This is a genomic window from Streptomyces sp. NPDC002896 (assembly GCF_040295225.1).
Taxonomy (GTDB): domain Bacteria; phylum Actinomycetota; class Actinomycetes; order Streptomycetales; family Streptomycetaceae; genus Streptomyces.
On the sequence record NZ_JBEOVA010000001.1, the window covers coordinates 39,895 to 63,119 of the forward strand.

A 23,225-nucleotide genomic window follows, 5' to 3' on the forward strand; every position below is an offset into this window, starting at 1 on the left:
ATCAGGCCCCGGTGGATCGCCACAGCTGCCGGAAGGACAGCACCGCCGCGGCGGCGAGCAGCCCGTTGCGTACGAGCATCACCAGGCAGCCCGTCCAGGTACAGGCCGTGACCTGCGCGTACAGCACGGGATAGGCCAGCGCGCTCACGCCTGCAGCGGCCGTGAGCAGTGCCGCCACAGGGCGCTGTGTCGTGTGCCGCGAAGTGAGGCACACCGCGGCCAGCCCGAGCAGCCACACCATGTACTGCGGGCTGATCACCCGGCTCGTGACGGTGAAGAGCAGGACGGCGCAGAGTGCCGCGTCGTACGGCGTGGCCTCCGTCCAGCGGCGGGCGCGCAGCCGCCACAGCAGGAGCAGGCCGAAGGCCGCCGCGGTGAGCATCAGCGACAGGGCGGCCACCGTGGACACGTACGGGCCGGTGAACTCCATCGCCCCGAACTGGTACCGCACCTCGCCGGGCCACCCGGCCCGCCGCGCGAACGCGAGCGCCGTGCCGCCCAGCGACTCGATCTGCACACCGCGCGCGCCCTGTTGCCGCAGAAAGGAGAAGGGATGCTCGAAGGCGAGGGCCAGGACCAGCAGCAGCGCACCCGCCGAGACGGCCGCCGCCGTCCAGGCCTCCCGTGTGGTACGCCCACGTGGCGTGCCCAGCAGTGTCAGGGCAGGCCACACCTTCACGAGCGCCCCCGCGGCGGCGAACGCACCGCACGCGCGCGTGGAGCGCGAAAGGGCCAGGAGCGCGAACACGCCGAGGGCGGTGACCTGTACGTCGTACCGGGCGAGCGGGATGTGCAGCAGCAGCGGGAGGCCGGCGATCCAGAGGGTGGCCCCGTGGAGGCTGCGTCCTGGCAGTTTCCCGGCGCACGCCAGCGCGATCGCCACCAGCGCGTCGGCCGCCAGCGTGAGCGCGACGAAGGCCCCGAAGTAGGTGAGGGACGGCAGCGGGGGTGACAGCGGTGAGGACGACAACAATGCAGGCGAAAGCAGCACCGGCCCGGCGCCCGGTGGGTACTGCCACATCGGGTCGTCCGCCGGAAAGCCGCCGTGCGTCAGGGTGACGTACCAGCGGAAGTACAGCTCGCGGACCTCACGGGAAACGGCTCCCCGGCCCAGCAGGCTGCTCTCGTCATGCAGGAGCAGCCACAGCATCAGCCCGCGCGTCGCAAGCCAGGTGACGGCCAGACAGGCGACTCGGAGCGGGCGCCCGGGGCGCACCGGGTGCGGCTCGTGTGGGGCGGTGGTACGGGGCTGGAGCATCGGGCGCGTCATCGCGGGAAGAGTAAAGCGTTCACCTGCCTACCGCCCGATAAGCCGTCAATACCGAGAAAAGGTGAGCTAATAGCACAAAATCTGGACTATGTCTGCACAAGCGACCACGTCTCGCAAGGAGCTCCCCGACACGCGGCCCTTCCCGGCCCCGCTTCCCGCGCGGCTGGAACGGCGGTGGGGCCGCCGGCCGTCCGTGCAGCCGGAGCAGCGCCCGGAGCAGCGCCCGGAGCAGCGCCCGGAGCAGCGCCCGGATGAGCGCCCGGATGAGCGCCCGGATGAGCGGCTTCCGGGCGGTCAGCCACCGGTTGTGCGGGCCTCGGGTGGGCAGCCACCGGGTGCGCAGGCCTCCGGCGGGCAGCCACCGGGTTCGCTGCCCTCGGGCGGGCGGTCGCCCGGTGGGCGGTCTCTCGGCCGGTGGTCTCTGGACAAGTCCACGCGTACGGCTGACGGGGATGCGGTGCTCGCGTCGCCCACCGGACGGGTTTCGGCACCGCAAGAACCAGGGCCAGGAGCCACCGAGCCACAAGGGGCCACCCCGCGGGTCGCCGCGCCACAGGCCGCCACCCCGCAGGCCGCCAACCCGCGGGTCGCCGCGCCACAAACCTCGACGCCGCGAGTCACCGGGCCGCAGGCCGCCGCCCCGCGAGTCACCCCGCAACAGGGCGCCGAAGGCACCGGCTCACAGGTGACAGCGGGGCGGGCCACGGCCCCACGGGCCTCTACCGGGAGAGTCGCCGCCCCACAAGTCACCGCAAAGGGCCCCGACACCCGGCGTCGTCCCGCCGCGCGAGTCACCCGCGCGCGGGTCGACGTGACGAACCGCGCCGCCGTGCGGAGCGGCGCCGCGATCCAGCGGCTCGGCCTCGTGCTGCTCCCGGCCCTCGCCATGTTCGGCGTGGGCCTGTGGGGGCTCGAGCGCGGCACGATGTGGCGCGACGAAGCGGTCAGCTTCGAGGTCGCCCAGCGTTCACTGCCGCAGATCTGGCAACTGATGCACACCGCGGACGCGGTGCACGGCCTCTACTACCTGCTCATGCACTTCCTCCTCGGCGGCGATCCCGGCGAGTTCGCGCTGCGGCTCCCCTCCGTCTGTGCGGCCGCCGTCGCGGCCGGTCTCGTCGCCGCCATCGGTGCCCGTCTGGCACGCCCGCGTGTCGGCCTGTGGGCGGGCCTGCTCTACGCGGCGACGCCGATGGCCGGCTACTACGCGCAGGAGGGCCGCTCCTACGCCATGGTCGCCGCCGGAGCCGCCCTGGCGACGCTGATCCTGGTGCACGCGGTACAGGGCGCCGTCCACGCGCGCGTGGGCTGGTGGTGCGCCTACGGCGCCGTCGTCGCGGTCACCGCGCTGCTGCACGAACTCTCGATCCTGCTGCTCCTCGCGCACGCGGTGACGCTGCTCGTCTCCCGGGTGCCGCGACGCGTCTGGTACGGCTGGGCGTGTGCCGCGGCGGCCGCCGTACTGGCCCTGCTGCCGCTCGTGCTGGCCTCACTCGGTCAGTCCGGTCAGGTCGCGTGGCTCACGGCGCCCGACGGGGCCGACGCGGAACACCTGCTGCGCGCCTTCGCGGGCCCCGACCAACTCGTCCTGGCGGTCCACCTCGTGCTCGCCGCAGTCGCCCTGCGCGCGCCGCTGCCCCGGGTCGGCGCAGGACGCACGGCCAGGGACGCGGCACCGACCCGTAGGGGCCGCACGGCCTCCCATGTGCTGCCGATCCACGAGGGCGAGACAGCACCGCCGGTGCCGCCGACCCGCGATGACGTGGCGGCCGCGCGCGTACCGTCGGCTCGCGATGACGTGGCTGTCTCGCGCGTATCGTCGGCTCGCGCAGGCCGCACGGCTGCGCGCACGTCGCCGTCCCGGTTCGGCGGCCTGTCGCTGAACGCGGTGGCCCTCCCGCTCGTCCTGCTCCCGCCCGCCGTCCTGTTCGCCGTCTCCCAGTTCTGGCCGCTGTACGACTCGCGCTACGTCCTGTTCGCGCTGGCGGGCGCACCCCTGCTGGCCGCCGCCGGGGCGGAGCGCGTCGTGTCGTATGCGGGCCTCATGATGAGGACGCGCTCCCGAGCGCACGGCAGGGCCGCCACGCGGGGCGCAGCGACGACCAGGAGCAGCCGGACCACGAGCCGGACCACGCGGAGCAGCGGGGCCTCCAGGAGCAGCCGGACCACCAGGAGCGGCGGGGCCTACAGGAACAGCCGCACGACCACTCGAGGCCCAGCCACCCGAGGCTCAGCGGCCACCCGAGTCAGGTTCCCCGCCTGTGCCGGAGCCCTCGCCGGTGTCCTCGCCATCGTCGCCGGCTTCTGCTGGCAGCTGCCGCTGCACCGGCACGACCGGGCGGCAGGACACCGGCCGGACGACCCGGCGGCCATGGCGGCGGTCGCGGCGCGGGTGCTGAAGCCGGGCGAACCGGTGCTGTTCCTGCCGTCGGCGGGCCGGCGCACCGCCGAGGCGTACCCGCAGGGCTTCCGAGGGGTGTACGACGTCGCCCTGCAGGCGCGCGGACGCGACTCGGGCACCCTCTACGGGGTGGAGGAGGGCCCGGAGGAGCTGTGGCAACGGCTGGCCATGCTGGACCACGTGTGGGTGCTCGCCGAGTCCGCCGCACTACGGCCCCAGTGGTCCCCGAAGAGCCTTACGGAGCGGGCCAAACTCGTCGCTTTGCAGCAGGGGTTCATGCCGCAGGGCGAGCTCGAGAGTCCGGGAGGCGTGCTGATGCTGTACGTCAGGCGACCGGCGGAACCGGCCCCGGCGGGCCCTGTCTACCCGGAGCCGCAGTCACCGCCCATGGGACCGCAGGACCAGGCGCCCCTGCCCTCGTCCGTGCCGTAGAAGCCCGCGGGCCGGCCGGCCGAGAGAGAAGGGGCCGGGCCGGAGCGAACCACCGAAACCGTCACTCCGTCACTCGCGGACCGGGCTGTCACTCGCAGACCGGGACACCCTCCAGCGCCGCCGCGTCCAGGGCCAGCGTGAGGCGGTCCAGGCGGGCGCGGAGGTCGCGCATCTCGCCGAGGTCGAAACCGGTGGCCGAGGCGATCCGGCGCGGCACCATCAGAGCCTGTTCACGCAGGTCGGCGCCTGCCTCGGTGAGGTCGACACGGACGGACCGCTCGTCCTCGGAGCTGCGCTCACGACGTACGAGACCGGCCGCCTCGAGCCGCTTCAGCAGCGGCGACAGGGTCCCCGAGTCGAGTCGCAGATGCTCGCCCAGCCGCTTCACCGGCAGCTCGCCGTGCTCCCACAGCACCAGCATCACCAGGTACTGCGGATAGGTGAGCCCCAGTTCCTTGAGCACCACGCGGTAGACGCTGTTGAAGGCCCGCGAGGCGGCGTTGAGAGAGAAGCAGATCTGCCGGTCCAGGCGGAGGAAGTCCTCGGCGGACACGTCGGACAGGCCTGCCGGGGCCTTGGCCTCGTCGGGCAGGGCCTGCAGAACCCCCTCGGAAGCGGAGATCGGCGTTTTGGTCATGCCCCCAGGATAGTCCAAGGCGAGCCATTCAGTTGTGCACAACTTAATTGTGTGCTCTAGTTGTCCTCGCAAGGCGGCCGCCCGAGGCCGCCGGGACACCGCACCCCGGCCAGACACCGGACAGACAGAGGGATGGTTCTGATGGACGCGCTGTACACCGCCGTCGCCACCGCCAACGGCCGAGAGGGCCGTGCCGTCAGCTCCGACGGCCAGCTCGACCTTCCGCTGGCCATGCCGCCGGCCCTCGGTGGCAACGGCCAGGGCACCAACCCGGAGCAGCTCTTCGCCGCGGGCTACGCCGCCTGTTTCGCCAGCGCCCTCGGCCTCGTCGGCCGCCAGGCGAAGGTCGACACGAGCGACGTGTCGGTGACCGCCGAGGTCGGCATCGGCAAGGACGGAACGAGCTTCGGGCTCGCCGTCACCCTGCGCGTCGAGCTCCCCGACGCCCTCGCCGGCGAGACGGGCGAGCTGCTCGTCAAGCAGGCCCACGAGGTCTGCCCCTACTCCAAGGCGACCCGCGGCAACATCCCCGTCGAGCTCGTCGTCGAGTAAGGCGAGCAGACAGCCCTCCTGAGCCGCCCGCCTGAACGGCCCACCTGAACAACCCACCCCAACGGCCCGCCCGAACAGCCCACTGCGTGCTGCCTCACCGGGCCGTGGGCACCCCCGTCGACCCGTGCCAGGAGCTCCCCGGTCCGCGCGTTCCGCGCCACCACCACCGCTTCCGCCGGCACCCGCTGGCCCTCGGCGAGCAGCAGCCACCGCACGTGGTACCGGCGCACGATCGCGGTGCGCTCCGCGCGGGTCGACGCGGGCGCCAGATAGGCGCGGACGGCGGCCCTGCGCCTGGCTCTCTCCCGTTCGTCGAGGGCGGGATCGGGCCAGGCCGGGGCGACCAGGTTCGGCCCGTAGGCCGGGAGCGAACGCACCGGCCGGTAACCGTTAGTCAGAACGACCTCTCCCGGCCCGATGTGCCGCGCCGCCCACTCGTACGTGGGCCAGGACGGCGGATGGCTGAAGCCCACCGGGTCGAGCGAGCGCGGTACGACCGCCCCGGCCTGGGCCGAGAGAAATCCGACGCACGCACCGACGACCGCCACGGAGGCAAAAGCTCGCCGCCACCGTGGCCACGGCCGCGGCGCGGCCAGCTCCACGGCGAGCGCGAACTGCAGCGGCACCAGCGTCAGTCCGAGGATGCGGCCGTACGTGTAGTGGCCGCTGACCCAGCCGTACGCGACGACTGCGCATTCGAGGGCGAACATCAGGACCAGCGGATCACGGTGGTTCCGGCGCCACCGCAGCCAGAGGGCCGGCAGGCCGATGCCGGCCAGCCAGAACTTCTCCGGCATCCGCGTGTACAGGCGATGGTGGATCGCGTCCACGCTGTGGTCCCCGATCAGCGAGAAGACGCCGAAGTAGGGCCAGATCACCGCGACCGCGGCCGCTGTCGCCGCCGTGACACCCCACGCCATCCGCCTACCGCCGCGCCCCCGGCAAGGCGACGCGAACGCCACCACCCCTATCACCGCCCCGACCGACGTGATCGGGTGGATCAGCAGGATCAGCCCGCACAGGGCGCCCAGTCCCGCGTACCGCCAGAGAGAACCGGCAGTGGGCCGCGCCGCGAGTGAACCCGCCCATGCCCAGGCGAAGAAGGCGAGCCCGATGGCGAACGTGGACGGGTACGCGAGGTTGCCCGTCATCGACAGCAGGCCGAGGTAGCCGCTCCACCAAGCCTGGTGCGTGCCCCACAGCAGAACCATCGCGCCCAGTGCCACAACCGGCGCCCACGGGCGGGGCGTCAGAACGCGGACGAACCGGCCGATGCCGCCGAGCAGGACCAGCAGGTTCACCGGACCCGCCAGCTTCACGACATCCCGGCCTGCGAGGCCGGTCGCCCGCGCGAACACCGCTTGCAGGACGGCGTACGGGGAGTAGTAGGGGCTCCCCGCACCCGGCAGGTCCGCCATGGGGTGCGCGGGATGCAGCAGATTCGCCCTGAGCCGTTCCACGACGGCCGCGTGCTGCCCGAAGTCGCAGCACATGGGGACGCGCCAGTAGGCCAGCGACATGACGAGCCAGAACAGCCCGCCGGCGACGAGGTACGGGCTCGACCGCCGCATGTGACCGCTGCTGCGCGGAGCGGTGGCGCCGCGAGCGGCCCGCCGTTCGGCAGGTGCGGTGCTCACAGCTTCCGCAACTGCCGCCGTACGCACATACGTCGACGCGTCACCGGTCATCGCCGCATCGACGGCCGGACCGCGGACCGCCAAGGACTTGCGACGCCGCACACCGCCTCAGCGCCCCGTCTTGGGTCTGACCAGTGCCCGGGCGACCACCGGCGGCAGCAGCTCGAGCGCGAGGCGGCGCGCGCCACGCGGGCCGGGGAGCGCGCTCATCACGCGGATCACCGGATCGCCGTCGATCTTCTCGTCCGCCGCCACGCGGTCCACCCGGTCCGCGGCCCAACTGCGCACCGCCCGCTGGAACGGCTCGGGGTCTCCCCATGTCGCGTACAGCTTGGCCGCCGACAGGCACACCGGCCTCAGGCCCTTGGTGAACACCGCCTCCCAGGCAGCGGCGGCCACCCCCGGCACGTGCTCGGTGCGGTAGTCGTCGATCGCGACGACACCGTCCTTGCTCAGGACACTCCGGGCGATGTCGATGTCGCCGCTCACGTCCTCGTACGTGCGTGAGGCGTCGATGTGCACGAAGCGGCAGCTGCCCGACGCGATCCGTGATGCGAGCGCGGTGGTCCTGCCGTGCACGATGACCGGCAGGTTCTCGTGGAACGCAAGGTAGTTGGCCTCGAAGGCCTCACGCGTCAGGGTCTGCCGGTAGAAGGCCAGGGTGTCCCGGCGGCTGTACAGCCCGTGCGACTCGACGCCGAACAGGTCGCACACCGTGAACGTTTCTCCTGGGCGCAGATGCTCTCCCAGCAGGATGGCGCTCTTGCCGAGGTAGCACCCCATTTCCACGAGGTCGCCCGCCTCGGTCGCGGTGGCCTCCAGCAGGACGCGGAACAGGTCCTGGTCGATGGCGCGGAACCAGCCCGGCACCTCGTTGAGACTGCGCGCTGTTCCTGGTGCGGTCTGGGTCGTCATGGTGGTCAACTCGCTTCGCTGCTGCGGCCGGACGGCTGGCCCATGGATGGCTCCCCGCCAGTCCGGCGCTCGATCGGGTGAAGCGAACAGACACAGGAAACCGGGGACTCGGGCAGTGAAACGAGGACGAGGCCTCGGGATTACGGGGCCTATGGGCCTTCCGGGTGAATACGGAAAGTGATTTGCCTACCGGGGCACGAGGAATCCGCTGGAGACTGAAGAAACGTATCGCTTAAGTATGTTCATCAGTGCAGCGCAGGGTCGTATCCATCGCCACGTACGGTGCTACGTTCCTCGTCCATGGGCATGAGTTTGCGAGGGGCACCGGATTTTCTCGAGCTGCGGAGGGCGCGATTGGTCGTCGCCGGGGCGGCGGTGACGGGCCTGCTCCTCAGGCTGTTCTTGCTTCTTACAACGCCGGGGACGGCGGACGTCCGAATCTTCCACGGATTCGCAAAGGCTGTTGGTGAATTCGGCCCCGTTCGCATCTATGCGCAGCCGCTGCCCGGACTCCCGCTGTACAACCATCCGCCGCTGACCGGATGGATGTTGCTCGGCATGGACAAGCTCGAAGGGCTGGGCATCCCTTTCTCCGTACTCATTCGCCTGCCGGCGACCCTGGCCGATGCGGTCGCCGCCGTGCTCGTCTTCGAAATCATCCGGCGACGTGCCCGGGTGCGCACCGCGACGGCCTGTGCCTGCGTCGTGGCGCTGAGCCCGCTCCTGATCGCTATTTCCGGCCATCACGGCAACAACGACCCGGTAGCGGTGATGTTCGCGCTCGCCGCGGCCCATCTGCTGGCGGACCGCAAGCGGCCCCTGGCGGCGGGCATCGCTGCAGCGGTCGCAGTGAGCATCAAATTCGTTCCGGTCGTGACCATCCCGGTGCTCCTCGTCGTGGCGGCGCGCGCCGGACGGCCGGTGTTCGTGCGTTTCTGCGCGGGGCTCACCGGGCTTATGGCCCTTGTCTGGGGGCCTTCCGTGCTGACGGTTCCTGAGGCGCTCAAGGAGCACGTCATCGACTACAGCGGCGGCCGCTGGCACCTCTGGGGCCTCGTCAGGTTCGCCGACTGGCTCGACATGCCGGGAGCCATCGCCTTCGCCCGGGGCTCGGGACACCTGCTCCTCGTGCTGCTCTGCGTGGCGGTAGGGGTCTGGCTCGCCTGGTGGCGGCCGGCCGAGGCTCCCGTGGTCGTGGGGTTGACCTTGGCGCTCCTGCTGCTGCTCTCGACCGGTTCCGCCATCCAGTACCTGGCCTGGCCCGCAGCAGGCCTGTGCGCGGTCGGCCTGTGGGAAGGAGCGGCGTACAACGCGGTCCTCGGGGTCGTCGCCTACCTCGTGTACACAGGACGGTTCGCCACGAGGTGGAGCGAGGCGGCCCTGCTGGTCGCCGCGTTCGGCTGGCTCGTCCTCGCGGCGGGCATCGCCAGCGGCATCCACAAGCTCCTCATCCGCCCGCGCCCCACGGCTGCAAACCACCTCCAGGCACTCAAGAAGGTGGGTGCGCCCCGTTCCGAGAGAGCCTCCGAGATCGCTGAATACTCCGCCAAGTGAACGCAGTCCGAGCGAAGATGGTGAATCACCAGTGACGGAAAACCCGACTCCCAGGATCGGAATCCTGGTCGTCGCGTACAACGCCGAGTCGACCCTGGAGAAAACCCTCGACCGCATCCCCGCCGACTTCAGGTCACGCATCGCCGAAATCCTCATTCTCGACGACGCCAGCCAAGACCAGACCTTCACCGCCGGTTGCCGCTGGTCGCAGCTCGAGGGCAGACCCAGGAGTGTCGTCATGCGGCACACCAAGAACCTCGGGTACGGCGGAAACCAGAAGGCCGGTTATGCGCTGGCCATGGAACGGGGCCTGGACATCGTGGTGCTGCTGCACGGCGACGGCCAGTACGCCCCCGAACTGCTGCCGGAGATGGTCGCGCCCATTGAACGCGGCGAGTGCGAGGCCGTGTTCGGGTCGCGGATGATGAACTCCAAAGAGGCCCTCAAGGGCGGTATGCCGATGTACAAGTGGCTCGGCAACCGCATCCTCACCCGCTGCGAGAACCGGCTGCTCGGGTCGGACCTCACGGAATTCCACTCCGGTTACCGCGCCTACAGCGTCGACGCGCTGCGCAGGCTGCCCGTGGACCGGAACACCGACGACTTCGACTTCGACACCCAGATCATCGTCCAGCTGCTCAATGCGGGAATGCGGATCAAGGAGATCCCCATCCCCACCTACTACGGCGACGAGATCTGTTACGTCAACGGGATGCGCTACGCCAAGGACGTCATGAAGGACGTCCTCGAGTACCGGCTCGCGCTGAAAGGTTTCGGCACCTGCCCGTGGATTCCGAAGCCCGCCGAGTACGCCTTCAAGGAGGGCGACGGCTCCTCGCACTCGGTCATCCTCGAGAGGATGCGCAAGCTGCCACCGGGCCGCGTCCTCGACCTGGGCTGCTCCGGCGGGCTGTTCGCGCAGCGCCTCGAAGCGCTCGGGCACAAGGTGACGGGCGTCGACTACATCGAGGTCCCGGGCGTACGCGAACGGTGCTCGCGATTCGTCCTGGCCGATCTGGAAGAGGGACTGCCCGAGGAGGTCGGCGAGGGGTACGACTACGTCGTCGCCGGCGACGTCATCGAGCACCTCTCCCGGCCCGAGCAGCTGCTCTCCCAGATGAGGGAAGTGCTGCGCCCCGGCGGACAGGTGCTGGTGTCCGTGCCGAACTTCGGCCACTGGTACTCCCGGCTGCGCGTCGCGCTCGGAGTCTTCGACTACGACCGCCGCGGCATCCTTGATGAAACGCATCTGCGCTTCTTCACCCGCGGCAGCCTGCGCCGGACGGTCAGGGCGGCGGGATACGACGTCCTCGAAGTCACCGCGACGGGCGCACCCTTCTGGTCCGTTCTCGGCGGAGGGCCCGTCTCGCGGACGCTCGGCGCGGCGTCCAGGCTCCTGACCCGCGTCCGGCCGACCGTCTTCGGCTACCAGTACGTCGCATCGCTCACCCCGCATGCGGCCCAGACGATCATCGCGGGGGAGCACATCGATGTCCAAGACCTCCTCAACCGTCAGTTCACCCCTGCCGACAAGGCCCAGGCAGGCGTCTGACGCTTCGTCCGAGATCCGTCCCGCCCCCGAGGCGGAGTCCCGGTCCGGGCTCCGGAGCGACCGACCCGTCAGGAGAAAGCCCTTGACCCTCCCGAGTCTTGCGCTGCTGCTCTTCGCCGTCTTCTCGTCAGCGGGCGGGCAGATCCTGCTCAAGCACGGCATGCGGGCGGCGGCGGCCGGCGCCGAGCGCCGGGGCGGATCCATCGCCGTGCACGCCGCGACCAGCCCGTGGGTGGTGCTCGGCCTGACCGTCTTCGCCGTGTCGGCGGTGGCCTGGATGTCGACCCTGGCTCGGGTTCCGCTCTCCATCGCCTACCCGTTCAACGCCCTGGGGTACCTGCTGATCGTGCTGGTGAGCGCGACGGTGCTGCACGAGCGGACGTCGCTGTGGACCTGGGCGGGGTCCGTCATGGTCGTGCTCGGGCTCATGGCGGTCATGGCGGGCCAGCAGAGCTGACGGCGTCACATTCCAGATACGGCCCACCTATGTGAGCGCTCTGCGCAGAAGGAGAACCGCACGATGTCGATGCAGTCGGCCGTGACGAAGACAATCAGGCCAGTCATTGGCGAGAGGAACTGGCAGGCGCTGCGCCGCTTCAGGCGGAGGTTGTCCGGTGCTGCGAGTGATGTCCCGACCGCCGCGCCAGCCGGTGCGCAATCCGGTCTCGCCGCCATCTCCGACGACCTGTGCAAGCTTGCACAGCACTTCAAGACGGACAAGTGGGGCGACCATCGATACGCCCAGCACTACCAGCGGCATTTACAGCACCTGAAGAACGACGCGATGAACCTTCTCGAGATCGGTGTCGGCGGCTACAGCCGGGCCGGCCAGGGCGGAGCCTCTCTGCGCATGTGGAAGCATTTCTTCCCTGATGCGCAGATCTTCGGGATGGATATCCAGGACAAGTCGTTTGTCGACGAGGATCGGATCACGACGTTCATCGGGGACCAGTCCGACCCTGATTCGCTGATCGCCGTCGCCGACAAGATCGGCACGCTCGATGTCATCATCGACGACGGCAGCCACCGCAGCCCGCACGTACTCACGACGTTCGAGACGCTCTTTCCCCTGCTCCGTGACGGCGGCATCTACGCAGTCGAGGACACGCAGACGTCGTACTGGCCGGAATGGCTGGGCAGCGAGGACCGGGACGACCCGAACACGAGCATGTCGATGCTGAAGCGACTGGCTGACGGCCTCAATTACGAGGAGTTCGTGGACGTCGACTACCAGCCGACGTATACGGATCTCAACGTCGTCGGCGTGCACTTCTACCACAGTCTCGTGATCATCGAGAAGGGTAGGAACGCCGAAGGGACGAACAAAAAGCGGGTGTTGAAGGAGCGCTACAGCCAGGGCTGAGCTCCTTTCCCGGCCCACCGCCCCATTCTGGCCCGCAACTTCTCGCACCATTCGCCAGTTGTAAGAACGAATCAATATGCCCAAATGAGAGGTCTGCTCGGATGCGTCCACTGACGATCGAGGGTGCGTGGGCGTGGGAGCCCCGGGTGTTCCCGGACGAACGCGGCGCCTTCCACGAGTGGTTCAAGGAAGGCCCGTTCCATGAGGGGGCAGGACGGTCCCTGGCCCTCGCCCAGGCCAACTGCTCGGTCTCGCGCAGGGGCGTGCTGCGCGGCATCCACTACGCCGACGTCCCGCCCGGCCAGGCGAAGTACGTCAAGTGCGTGCGCGGGGCAGTCCTTGACGTGATCGTCGACATCCGCATCGGCTCACCCACGTTCGGACGGTGGGAGGCCGTGCGCCTCGACGACGTGGACCACCGCAGCGTGTTCATCGCCGAAGGGCTCGGCCACGCGTTCATGGCGCTGAGTGACGAGGCGACGGTGGTGTATGTCTGCTCGACCCCGTACACGCCGAGCCGTGAGCACGGTATCCACCCGCTCGACGAGCAGCTCGGCATCGCCTGGCCGGAGGAGTTCGAACCCCTCCTCTCCGACAAGGACACCGAGGCGCCCACCCTCGCGCAGGCGGAGTGCGACGGGCTGCTGCCGCGCTACGAGGACTGCCTGGCGCTGTACGCGAGCCACAGCCCCGCACTGCTCGGAGGGTGAGGCATGACGGTCAAGGTCAGCGTCGTCGTCCCGGTCTACAACCCCGGCCCCTACATCGAGGACTGCGTCGCCTCGCTGCTGCGCCAGAGTCTCCCGGACGACGAGTACGAAGCGATCTTCGTGGACGACGGCTCGACGGACGAGACACCGGCCCGGCTCGACGAACTCGCCGCCCAGCACCCGCACATGCGCGTCATCCACCAGGAGAACTCCGGATGGTCGGGCAAGCCGCGCAACGTGGGGATCGAGGCGGCGCACGGCGAGTTCGTCATGTTCGTCGACAACGACGACTGGCTGGGCGACGAGGCGCTCGAGCGGATGTACGCGTACGGGGTCGAGCACCAAGCTGACGTCGTCATCGGGAAGATGGCCGGCAAGGGCCGACCCGTACCGCTGGAGCTGTTCCGCGTGAACCGGCCCCGGGCCGACGTCATGAACGCCCCGCTGATCGACAGCCTCACCCCGCACAAGATGTTCCGCCGGTCGTTCCTGGACGAGCGCGGGCTGCGTTTCCCGGAGGGGCGGCGGCGGCTCGAGGACCACGTCTTCGTCACCGAGGCGTATCTCACCGCAAGCAGTGTCGCCGTCCTCAGCGACTACGTCTGCTACTACCACGTCAAGCGTGAGGACGCCTCCAACGCCGGTTTCCAGCGCATCGACCCGGTGGGCTACTTCCGTAACTTGCGGGAAGCGCTCGACGTCGTCGAGAAGTACACCGAGCCCGGACCGCTGCGGGACAAGCTGTACCGCCGCTGGTTCCGCAACGAGATGATCGAGCGGATGCGCGGCGGACGGCTCCTTGCCTGGCCCGAGGACTACCGCCACGAGATGTTCCGCGAGATCCACAAGGTGGCCGTGGAGCGCTTCGGCCCGGGCGTCATGACGGGGATGCTGCCCACACAGCAGGTCGTCGGCGCGTTGATCAAGGCGGACCGCTACCGCGACATCGAGGCACTCGCCCGGTGGGAGAAGGACATCAGGCCGCATGCCGAGCTGACCGGCCTCGAGTGGGAGGGCGGCACGCTGCGCCTCGCCTTGATCGGCGAGATGCACGTCGGCAGGCAGCCGATGACCTTCCTCGGCAAGGGGGAGGAGGGGCTGCTCGACATCCCGATCGAGACGGCGGGCAGGGACGTCGTGGCGCTGCAGGACGCCGACATGTCGGCCCGTACGGGCAAGGCGAAGATCGATCTGGTGGTACGGGAACGCTCCACGGCCGCCGAGTTCTACCAGCCCGTCGAGTTCACCAGGCAGCGCCTGGACGTCCCGGAGACGGACCGGTTCCGGCTGGTGCTGCGCGCGACCTCCACGATCGACCCGCAGTCCGCGGCAGGCGGCGCGCCCCTGGCGCGCGGCATCTGGGACGTCTTCGTACGGGCCCACGTCTGCGGCTGGACCAAGGAGACCCGCCTGGGCGCCGTGCGCAATGAGGCCGCCAGGGCCGGCCGCCGCGCCGCCTTCCTCGGCGAGCCCGCGCGGCTCGTCCTGCCGTACTGGACCGAGCCCCACGGCAATCTGTCGCTGGACGTCGGCCAGGTGACCTCGCGATTCGGGTACGACCTCGCGGACCTCGGCGTCCGGGAGGTGCGCTTGGACGGCGCGGATCTGGTGGCGCAACTGCCGGTGCAGGTCACCGATGAGATCGAGGCACTGCTCCACCTGTCCGAGAACACGGGCGCAGAGCGCACGGTGAGCACCCGCGCGGTGGTGACCGCCGCCGAAGGACGCTCCGGGTCGGTCGTGCGCGCCGGGCTCTCGGACCCGCAACTCACGGACGGGAACTGGCGCCTGGAGCTGAGCCTGTGTGACGAGCCGGGGCGCCGCACCAGGCTCCCGCTCGTCCTGACCGTCGACCCCGGAGGCGCGCTCTCCCTGCGCCGCCCCCACGAAGGCGCCGCCCAGCAGCCCGTACCGCCTCCCCGGAGGCCTCGGCCCGGTCTGCTCCGGCGGGCGATGCGCAAGGCCCAGCGGCTCACCGCCCGCTGAATGCCGAATTTCGCAGGGCTGTTCCACCACACCATCCAGCACGAGGTTTCCCATGCTCAAAGTCAGCGTCGTTGTACCCGTCTACAACGCCGGCCCTTATATCGAGAAGTGTGCGGAAACGCTTCTTCGGCAGAGCATCGGGCAGGACGATTACGAGGTCGTCTACGTCGACGACGGCTCCACCGACGACTCGGCGGAACGCCTCGACCGGCTCGCGGCCCGCCACGCCCATGTGCGCGTCCACCACCAGGAGAACTCCGGCTGGCCGGGCAAGCCGAGGAACGTCGGCGTGCGGATGAGCCGCGGCGAGTACGTGCAGTTCGTCGACCAGGACGACGAACTGGGCCTCGAGGCGCTGGAACGGCTCTACGCGCTCGGCAAGCGGAACGGATCCGACATCGTCCTCGGCAAGACGGCGGGCACCATGGCGGGGCCCAGCAACGTCTTCGCCCGCACGGTCGACAGGTGCACCGTCGAGGACCACGCGCTGTTCGAGAGCCTGACCCCCCACAAGATGTTCCGGCGCGCGTTCCTCCTCGAGAACGAGATCAGGTTCCCCGAGGGGCGGTGCCGGCTCGAGGACCAGCTCTTCATGGCCCACGCCTATTCCGTGGCGAAGTGCGTCTCGGTCGTGGGCGACTACCCCTGCTACTACTGGATGCGCCGCGAGGACGGCAAGAACACGAGCAGCAGAGGGCTCGTCGTCGACGAGTACTTCGGTTACCTGCGGAAGGTCGTCCAGACCGTCAAGGCCCACACGTCACCAGGCCCGGTGCAGGACAAGATGCTCCGCCGTACGTACCGGGTGGAGATCCTCCGCCAGGTGAGCGAGCCGTATGTGCTCAGCGGCCACCGGCAGATCGAGGAGCGCTACGAGGCCGTACGGAAGCTCGTCCTCGAGGAGTTCCCCCCGTCCGTCCGTGACGGGCTTCCCGCCGTGGCGCGGCTCAGGGCGCACCTGCTGGAGCAGGGACGTCTCGACGCGCTGTGCCTTCTGGCCGGCCGCACCAAGCAGGTGGCGCCGCGCGCCGAGCTCGGCAGGCCCCGCTGGCACGACGGCGCGCTCACCGCGCCCGTGCGGCTGGAGCTCGTCCATGCCGACGGCGAACCGCTGACGCTCGTGGAGCGCCAAGGGGGGCTGCTGCTCGATCCGGTGCTGACCGAGGGGATCCCCGGTGCTCAGGAGTGGGAGGTCGGCGACCTCCTGAACGCCGCGTACGGGGAGATCCGGCTCTCTCACCGCGGGCAGCACATCGGCTGGTATCCCGAGTCGGACTTCGAGGTCCGGCTCGAGAACGCGGGGCGCGGCCGGAAGAAGGCCGTGGTGTCCGGGACGATGCGGATCGATCCGCTCACCGCGGCGGGCGGCGGCCCCCTGGACCGGGGCGTGCACGACGTCTCCGCGTTCTTCCAGGTCCTGGGGCTCGGCCGCAGTGCGGCGCTCCGCGGGGACTGGAAGAGCCAGCCGCTCGCCGGGCAGGCGGTGCAGCTGGGTACGCCGTCCCGCGCGGTCATCCCGTACTGGACGGCCGGACGCCAACTCGCCCTCGACATCGGCGAGTTCTACCACCGGCTGAACGCTGTTCCGGGACGGGTCACGCTGAGGCAGCGCATCCGCATTCCGGGACCCGTTCGGCGGCCGCTGGGGAAGGCGCTGCGTTACGTACGGCGGTGACAACGGAAGCGCCCGGTCCCTGCCCACCTCCGAGAGGCGGGCTGGAACCGGGCGCGGCTGCCGGCCGCCGCCCGCTCGCTCATGGCCCCGACAGACCGCGATCGAGGAGACGGGTCTCAGGCCGAGGCGCTGGCACCGGGGTACGCGGCGGTCAGAGCCGCCCGCCAGTCGCGCAGCGGCTCGAGTACCGCCTCCGCCCAGCGCCCGTGGCCGAGCACGCTGTAGGCCGGGCGCGGGGCGGGGCGGACGTAAGCGGTGCTGTCCGTGGGGCGCACGCGTGACGGGTCGGCGCCGGCGAGGCGGAAGACCTCACGCGCGAGGTCGTACCAGGTGGCCTGTCCTGAATTGGTGCCGTGGAAGACGCCGATCGCGTCGGGGCGCGTGCCCAGCGAGACGAGCCGCTCGGCGACATCGCGCGCCCATGTGGGCTGCCCGACCTGGTCGGCGACGACGTCGACCGTGTCGCGCTCGCGCTCCAGGCGGAGCATCGTGCGGACGAAGCTCGGTCCGTGGGCGCCGTAGAGCCAGGCCGTGCGGACCACGGCCGCGCGGTCGGGCAGCAGGCTCAGCACGGCCTCCTCGCCCGCCAGCTTGGTACGGCCGTAGGCCGTGCGCGGGCCCGTGGGGGCGTTTTCCGCGTACGGGGTGGTGGCGTCTCCGGGGAAGACGTAGTCCGTCGACACATGGAGGAGGCGTGCGCCGTGCTCGCGGCAGGTCTCGGCGAGCAGTTGCGGGCCGTCGGCGTTGACGCGACGGGCCTCCGCCTCCAGGGACTCGGCGTCGTCGACCGCTGTCCAGGCCGCGCAGTTGACGACGACGTCCGGTGCCAAGGCCTTGATCGCGAGGCGGACCTGCGCGGGGTCGGTGATGTCCAGCTCGCGGCGGGTGCGGGCGGCCAGCAGCGCGCCCTCCGCGGCCAGCAGCTCGGCGACCTCGCGGCCCAGCATGCCGCCGGCGCCCGTGACCAGCCACTTCATCGCTGAGCCCCGACATATGCGCGCGCCTTGAGGGGCTCCCACCAGGCACGGTTGCCGCGGTACCAGGCCACGGTCTCGGCCAGGCCCTCCGTGAAGGCCTTCCGAGGCCGGTACCCGAGCTCCGTACGGATCTTGGTGCAGTCGACCGAGTAGCGGCGGTCGTGGCCCTTGCGGTCCTCCACGTACTCGACCATGTCCCAGCCGGCGCCGCACGCGGCGAGCAGGTGCTCGGTCAGCTCCCGGTTGGAGAGTTCGGTGCCGCCGCCGATGTTGTAGACCTCGCCGGGGCGGCCACCGGTGCGGACGAGTTCGATGCCCTGGACGTGGTCGTCGATGTGCAGCCAGTCGCGGACGTTGAGCCCGTCCCCGTAGAGCGGGACCTTCCGCCCGTCGAGGAGGTTCGTGATGAAGAGAGGGATGACCTTCTCGGGGAACTGGTGGTGCCCGTAGTTGTTCGAGCAGCGGGTGACGCGGACGTCGAGGCCGTGCGTGCGGTGGTAGGCCAGGGCCAGCAGGTCGCTGGACGCCTTGGAGGCGGAGTACGGGGAGTTGGGCGCGAGCGGCTCCTCCTCCGTCCAGGAGCCGCGTTCCAGGGACCCGTACACCTCGTCCGTGGAGACGTGCACGAAGCGCCGGGGGGCGTTGTGCAGGGCAGCGTCCAGGAGAGTCTGGGTGCCGAGGACGTTCGTACGGACGAATTCGCCGCCGCTGAGGATCGAGCGGTCGACATGGGATTCGGCGGCGAAGTGCACGATCTCGTCGTGTTCGCCCACGAGTTTGTGCACGAGGTCGGTGTCGCAGATGTCGCCGTGCACGAAGGCGAAGCCGGGGTGGCCGCGGACCGGGTCGAGATTGGCCGGGTTCCCCGCGTAGGTGAGGGCGTCCAGGACCGTGATCGTCACGTCTGCGGGGCCGCCGGGGCCGAGAAGCGCCCGGACGTAGTGCGAGCCGATGAAGCCGGCACCGCCTGTCACCAGGATCTTCGTGGTCGTCGAGGTCGTCATGAGCAGATCTGAACCTTGCTGTGGTCGCCGAGTACGAGTCGGTGGGCGGCGGGCACGCGCGGGGAGGGGGTCACGTCGACCTGACGGCCGATGAGCGAGGCCTCGATGCGGCGGACACCGCGCACGGAGGCTCCGGTGAGGACGATCGAGTACTCGATCTCGCTGTCGTCGACGGAGCATTCGGCGGCGATGGAGGTGAAAGGGCCGACGTACGAGTCCGTGACGGTGGCGCCCGCGCCGATGACCGCGGGACCGACAATACGGGAGCGCCGCACCTGGGCCCCCTTCTCGATACGCACCCGGCCGATGATTTCACTTGCGGAGTCGACGTCCCCGGCCTGTTCCGGCTGGAGGACTTCCAGTACCGAGCGGTTCACCTCGAGCATGTCGGTGACATTGCCGGTGTCTTTCCAGTAACCCGTGATGGTGGTCGAGCGGACGTTTTTCCCGTTCTCGATGAGCCACTGAATGGCATGGGTGATCTCCAGCTCGTCACGGGCCGACGGCTGGATGGAGCGTACGGCCTCGTGGACCAGCGGCGTGAAAAGGTACACGCCGACGAGTGCCAGGTCGCTCTTGGGCTGGAGGGGCTTCTCCTCCAGGGCGACGACATTGCCGGAGAGATCGAGCTCGGCGACACCGAAGGCCGACGGGTTGCTGACGGGCGTCAGCATGATCTGGGCGTCGGGCCGCTCTTCGCGGAACTCGTCGACGATATCCGTGATCCCGCCCACGATGAAGTTGTCGCCGAGATACATGACGAAGTCGTCGTCGCCGAGGAAGTCCCGGGCGATCAGCACGGCGTGGGCCAGGCCGAGCGGACGTACCTGGTGGATGTAGGTCACCCGGATGCCGAACCGCGAGCCGTCACCGACCGCCTCGCGAATCTCGCCGGACGTCTCACCGACGACGATGCCGACATCGCGGATACCGGCTTCGGCGAGGGATTCGAGCCCATAGAAGAGCACGGGCTTGTTCGCGACCGGCACCAGCTGTTTGGCGGAGGTGTGGGTGATCGGACGAAGCCGGGTGCCCGAACCTCCGGCCAGGACAAGTGCTTTCATGGGGCGCATGGCCATTCAACGACTCCCTGATTTCTGAGTTGTGCTGGACGTGGCTCGCTCCGATTCCTCGACGGGCGGTTGTTGCGGAACGACCGCAATCGCCTGCGCATGAACGGATTCCGCGGCGCGGGCGAGACGCTGTACCGCCCTGTTGAAACGCGTCATCGAATCCGGCTCGTCGGGGCCGAGCAGATAGTTCTTCAGCTCCGCACGGGTTTCCCGCATGGCATCGGGCTCCTTTCCGGCCGCGATCAGCAGCACGTCATGCATGCCCGCCGCATCCGGAGTGAGAACGAACGCGCCCCGGGCGGCCGTATAACGGCGGCAGAATTCCTCCTCGCCCAGCCCGGCGCCGTCCACGATGGCGTACGGCTTACCGCTCGCCACGAAATCGGACACGACGCTGGAGATGTCGGAGACAAGGAGGTCGCACTGGTTGAAGCAGGAATACAGATGCGGTCCTTCCGCGTCGATCACGACGTGCCGGCCCGGGGCGTGAGCGGCCCAGAACAGCGCGTCCCGGCGATCCGCGAGTCTTTCCAGGACGCCGGCTTCCTCCGGGGTCAGCAGGGAGTCACGCGCGCGCTCGGCCTCGTCCGCCCGCGCCCGGCCCGGTGCCTGGGCCGAGCGCCACTGCGCCTCGACGCGAGTGCGCTCGGCGATGAGCAGGGGCTCCGCGGGGGCGGGAAGACGGGTGGAGTTGGCCTCCTGCAGCAGGGCCATGATGCGCTCGTGGGCCCGCTGGGCCTTCGGGTCCCGCACGCCGGTGTAGGGGTGCGGCTTGTACAGGACGCGCACATCCACGGGGGCGGAGAGCAGCGCCTTGATGATCAGCTCGCCCGAATCGGTGATCGAGGTGACGCCCGGCTCCGGCTCCCAGCTCTCCCAGGTCGGCGCGTACAGAACCGTCAGCAGCGAGGGGCGCGGTCCCTCCTCGGCCCGCTGGACCGGGGCCAGCTGCGGCCTGCCGACCTCGACGATCTCGTCGTCCCGTACGCCCACGGCCGCCGCCGCCCAGCGGTCGCGCCCGGCCCGGCCCGCCGTCCACACCTCGTCGTAGACCTTGGCGTACGGGTTGACCGACGCCTGCTTGTCGCTGTCGCCGTGGCCGAGGAAGACGTGCTTGGCGGTCGGGATGCGGAGCATGTGGATGTTCGGCCCGACATTGGCCGCGTAGAACACCACGCGCGCGGAGCCGAAGTCGAGGCTCATCACGTCGTTCGCGTTGGGCAGGCACATCACCGGCAGCGTGGTGGGGGCCAGGTCGGCGAGGATGTGGCGCTCGCGCAGGACCACCATCGCGCGGGCGTCCAGCGCCTCCAGCGTCTTCAGCCACATGTCGACCTGGTAGGCGGAGGACTTCATGCCGGAGAAGTACATGACCACCGTGGGCCGGTACTCCTTCAGCCAGCGGTCCGCGTGTGCGAGGACCCGTTTGCCGGCCGGCGTGGTCCGGGCCTCCAGAAAGGCCGGCAGCAGAGCCGCGGCATAGGCGATGACCAGGGTGACCGTGGCGGCACACCCCACCGTCGCCGCCGCCCTGCTGCCCGTCGCGACCCACACGAGGAGCCCCCCGACAGCGGGCACGTCGGCATGCATGACCTTCTCGAACGCCCGGAGCGTGAGCAGCGGCGACGGGGTGTCCGGGATGCGCAGCTGCCCCATGTCGATGTTCCGGGTCACCACGGGGAGCTTGCGGGCCCGCCTGATGAGCGTCAGGAGCAGGCTCTGCGGCGCCTGGAAGACGTAGAAGAGGACGAGGGTGGTGGCCGCGAGCAGGACGGGGGCGTCCACGCGCGCGAGTAGCGCCACGAGGAGCAGTTGGCGGACGGTGAAGCGCAGGGTCAGGCCGAGGCGGGCCGTGCGCACCGCCGTGAAGAGCCAGGTGCCGGCCGCATTGAGGCGCCAGTCGGCGGCGTAACTCACGGCCGCGGCGCATCCGAAGAGCCAGGGGTCGCCCAGCGCGGCCGCCACGGCCAGCGCCGGATAGGCGAGCAGGAAGGCGACCGAGGAGACGGGGCGGTCCGAGAGGAGTTTCGCGATCACCGGGCAGCGCTCCCCGCGGGCGACTCGAGGCGGACGTCGACGACCTGGCCGGTACGGCTCGACAACAGCACGTCGATCGACGTCCGCGCGACCGCATCCGACGTCAGCAGCGAGTCGGCGGGCTCCTCGCCGAAGGCCCGTACCCGCATCGGTGTGCGGGTCCGCTCCGGGTTCACGCAGTTGACGCGGACGCCGTCGGCCGCCCACTCGTCGGCCAGCGCCTGCGTGAGGTTGACCATGGCCGCCTTCGAGGACGAGTACAGGCTGTACTCGGAGCGCCCGCGCGTATAGCTGCTGGAGGTGTACAGCAGCAGGTGGCCGCGGCTGGCGGCGAGGTACCTGTGTGCCGCCTTGGCGATCTGCACAGGCGCCAGGTAGTTGACCTCGAGGGCCTCGCGAATGCTCGCGTCGGAGCACTCGTTGAGGCGGCCGGTGCGCAGGACGGCGGCGGTGTTGACGACGTAGTCGATCCGGCCGGCCACCGCATACGCCTCGGCGAGCGCCTTCTCGACCTGTTCGGCGTTCTCGACGTGCACACCGGTGGTACTGCGCCCGTGCGCGAAGACCGTGGCGCCGTAACCCTCCGCCAGGGCCGCGATGTCGGCGCCGATGCCGTACGAGCCTCCGAAGACGACCAGCGCCTTGCCCGCGAGCAGCCGGCGGTAGGCATCCTCTCCGCTCTGCGGCGGCACGGTGTGCGAGGAGAGCTGGAAGAGCTTGTCGGCGATGTGGATGTCGACCGGCTCGGTCACCTTCATGTTGTGCGCGTCGCCCCGGACCACGTGGATCGGCACGTCCGGCAGGTAGTTGAGGACGACGGAGCAGTCGTCGGTCGCACGGAAGGACGGGTCCGCGGCCGCGATCCGGTAGGCCCTGCGGATCGTCGACAGACGGAAGGCCTGCGGCGTCTGGCCGCGGCGCAGCCGGCTGCGGTCCGGGATATCGGTGATGTACTCGCCGTCCGCGCCGTGCGTGCGTGTGACGATGATCGTGTCCGCGGTGGGGATGGCCACGTCGACGGCGTCGTGGGTGTCGAGGGCGGCGATGCAGTCGGCGACGATGCGCTGCGAGAGCAGAGGGCGCACGGCGTCATGGAAGAGGACCTTCTGGTCCGCCCCTTCGGGAAGGCGGGCCGTCAGGAAGGCGATGGCGCGCTCGGTGGTGTCGTTGCGCGTGGCCCCGCCCTCCAGCACGCACACGACCTTGGTGAGGCGTTTCTTCACGACGATCTCCTCGGCCCGTGTCACATATCCGGGCGCCATCATCAGCAGGACGTCGTCCACGCCCGACGCCTCCTCGAAGATGCCGAGAGTGTGCTCCAGGACGCTCCTCCCCGCGATCTTGACGAACTGTTTGGGGAGGGCGAGGCCCACGCGCTGGCCGGTGCCTCCGGCGAGGACGACGGCAGTGGTACGCATCGGTGCCATGGGGAGGTACGTGATCCTTCCGT

Annotated in this window: 18 protein-coding genes; 9 read left to right on the forward strand and 9 right to left on the reverse strand. The window is 70.0% G+C overall.

The features are described from left to right. Nucleotide 1 precedes the first annotated feature (1 nt). Nucleotides 2-1,270, reverse strand: a complete 1,269-nt coding sequence (locus tag ABT009_RS00150; RefSeq protein ID WP_502989779.1) for a glycosyltransferase 87 family protein — start codon at nt 1,268-1,270, stop codon at nt 2-4. 886 nt (nt 1,271-2,156) lie between these two features. Between ABT009_RS00150 and ABT009_RS00155 the strand changes: the two genes are divergently transcribed. Next, entirely contained in the window at nt 2,157-4,103 is a 1,947-nt protein-coding gene (locus ABT009_RS00155; RefSeq protein WP_351288555.1) for a glycosyltransferase family 39 protein, read from the forward strand. Between the two features lie 88 nt (nt 4,104-4,191). Here the strand turns inward: ABT009_RS00155 and ABT009_RS00160 are convergent, their stop codons facing one another. Then, nucleotides 4,192-4,740 (reverse strand): MarR family winged helix-turn-helix transcriptional regulator, encoded by a 549-nt coding sequence (locus ABT009_RS00160; protein ID WP_351287597.1) that lies wholly within the window; start codon nt 4,738-4,740, stop codon nt 4,192-4,194. A gap of 141 nt (nt 4,741-4,881) precedes the next feature. On the opposite strand from ABT009_RS00160, the gene ABT009_RS00165 reads away from it, so the two are divergent. Continuing rightward, nucleotides 4,882-5,292, forward strand: a complete 411-nt coding sequence (locus ABT009_RS00165) for an organic hydroperoxide resistance protein (protein ID WP_351287599.1) — start codon at nt 4,882-4,884, stop codon at nt 5,290-5,292. On the opposite strand, the gene ABT009_RS00170 is transcribed toward ABT009_RS00165, so the two are convergent. Both ABT009_RS00170 and ABT009_RS00175 read right to left on the reverse strand, forming a co-directional pair. Beyond that, nucleotides 5,241-6,929 carry a hypothetical protein gene (locus ABT009_RS00170; protein WP_502989780.1) on the reverse strand — a complete coding sequence of 563 codons (1,689 nt, stop codon included), beginning with the start codon at nt 6,927-6,929 and terminating at the stop codon, nt 5,241-5,243. The genes ABT009_RS00165 and ABT009_RS00170 overlap by 52 nt on opposite strands. A 108-nt stretch (nt 6,930-7,037) precedes the next feature. Then, entirely contained in the window at nt 7,038-7,844 is an 807-nt protein-coding gene (locus tag ABT009_RS00175) for a class I SAM-dependent methyltransferase (protein ID WP_351287601.1), read from the reverse strand. Between the two features lie 558 nt (nt 7,845-8,402). Between ABT009_RS00175 and ABT009_RS00180 the strand changes: the two genes are divergently transcribed. From ABT009_RS00180 to ABT009_RS00210, 7 genes are all read left to right on the forward strand, one after another. Then, the gene (locus tag ABT009_RS00180) at nt 8,403-9,398 is read left to right on the forward strand and encodes a glycosyltransferase 87 family protein (protein ID WP_502989781.1); all 996 of its coding nucleotides are present in this window, start codon (nt 8,403-8,405) and stop codon (nt 9,396-9,398) included. 31 nt (nt 9,399-9,429) lie between these two features. After that, entirely contained in the window at nt 9,430-10,950 is a 1,521-nt protein-coding gene (locus ABT009_RS00185) for a methyltransferase domain-containing protein (protein ID WP_351287604.1), read from the forward strand. 82 nt (nt 10,951-11,032) lie between these two features. Continuing rightward, on the forward strand, nt 11,033-11,407 hold the full coding sequence (locus tag ABT009_RS00190) for a DMT family transporter (protein ID WP_351287607.1): 375 nt from the start codon (nt 11,033-11,035) through the stop codon (nt 11,405-11,407). A gap of 63 nt (nt 11,408-11,470) precedes the next feature. Beyond that, nucleotides 11,471-12,313 (forward strand): class I SAM-dependent methyltransferase, encoded by an 843-nt coding sequence (locus ABT009_RS00195; RefSeq protein ID WP_351287610.1) that lies wholly within the window; start codon nt 11,471-11,473, stop codon nt 12,311-12,313. A 101-nt stretch (nt 12,314-12,414) separates the two neighbouring features. Then, entirely contained in the window at nt 12,415-13,023 is a 609-nt protein-coding gene (rfbC, locus tag ABT009_RS00200; RefSeq protein ID WP_351287613.1) for a dTDP-4-dehydrorhamnose 3,5-epimerase, read from the forward strand. Between the two features lie 3 nt (nt 13,024-13,026). Beyond that, the gene (locus tag ABT009_RS00205) at nt 13,027-15,009 is read left to right on the forward strand and encodes a glycosyltransferase family 2 protein (protein ID WP_351287616.1); all 1,983 of its coding nucleotides are present in this window, start codon (nt 13,027-13,029) and stop codon (nt 15,007-15,009) included. A gap of 52 nt (nt 15,010-15,061) precedes the next feature. Next, nucleotides 15,062-16,684: a glycosyltransferase family 2 protein gene (locus ABT009_RS00210; protein ID WP_351287619.1), complete on the forward strand. Its 1,623-nt coding sequence runs from the start codon at nt 15,062-15,064 to the stop codon at nt 16,682-16,684. Nucleotides 16,685-16,800: 116 nt separating this feature from the next. On the opposite strand, the gene rfbD is transcribed toward ABT009_RS00210, so the two are convergent. The 5 genes from rfbD to ABT009_RS00235 are packed head-to-tail and all read right to left on the reverse strand — an operon-like array spanning nt 16,801 to nt 23,202. Further along, complete coding sequence (rfbD, locus tag ABT009_RS00215) at nt 16,801-17,661, reverse strand: dTDP-4-dehydrorhamnose reductase (protein ID WP_351287622.1); 861 nt, start codon at nt 17,659-17,661, stop codon at nt 16,801-16,803. Then, entirely contained in the window at nt 17,658-18,665 is a 1,008-nt protein-coding gene (gene rfbB / locus ABT009_RS00220) for a dTDP-glucose 4,6-dehydratase (RefSeq protein WP_351287624.1), read from the reverse strand. The genes rfbD and rfbB overlap by 4 nt, the downstream gene beginning before the upstream one ends. Continuing rightward, a complete protein-coding gene (locus ABT009_RS00225; RefSeq protein WP_351287627.1) occupies nt 18,662-19,729 on the reverse strand; it encodes a glucose-1-phosphate thymidylyltransferase in 1,068 nt (355 codons plus the stop codon). The genes rfbB and ABT009_RS00225 overlap by 4 nt, the downstream gene beginning before the upstream one ends. Before the next feature lie 15 nt (nt 19,730-19,744). Next, nucleotides 19,745-21,775: a CDP-glycerol glycerophosphotransferase family protein gene (locus tag ABT009_RS00230; RefSeq protein WP_351287630.1), complete on the reverse strand. Its 2,031-nt coding sequence runs from the start codon at nt 21,773-21,775 to the stop codon at nt 19,745-19,747. Next, nucleotides 21,772-23,202 (reverse strand): SDR family NAD(P)-dependent oxidoreductase, encoded by a 1,431-nt coding sequence (locus ABT009_RS00235; RefSeq protein WP_351287633.1) that lies wholly within the window; start codon nt 23,200-23,202, stop codon nt 21,772-21,774. The genes ABT009_RS00230 and ABT009_RS00235 overlap by 4 nt, the downstream gene beginning before the upstream one ends. Nucleotides 23,203-23,225: the final 23 nt, after the last annotated feature.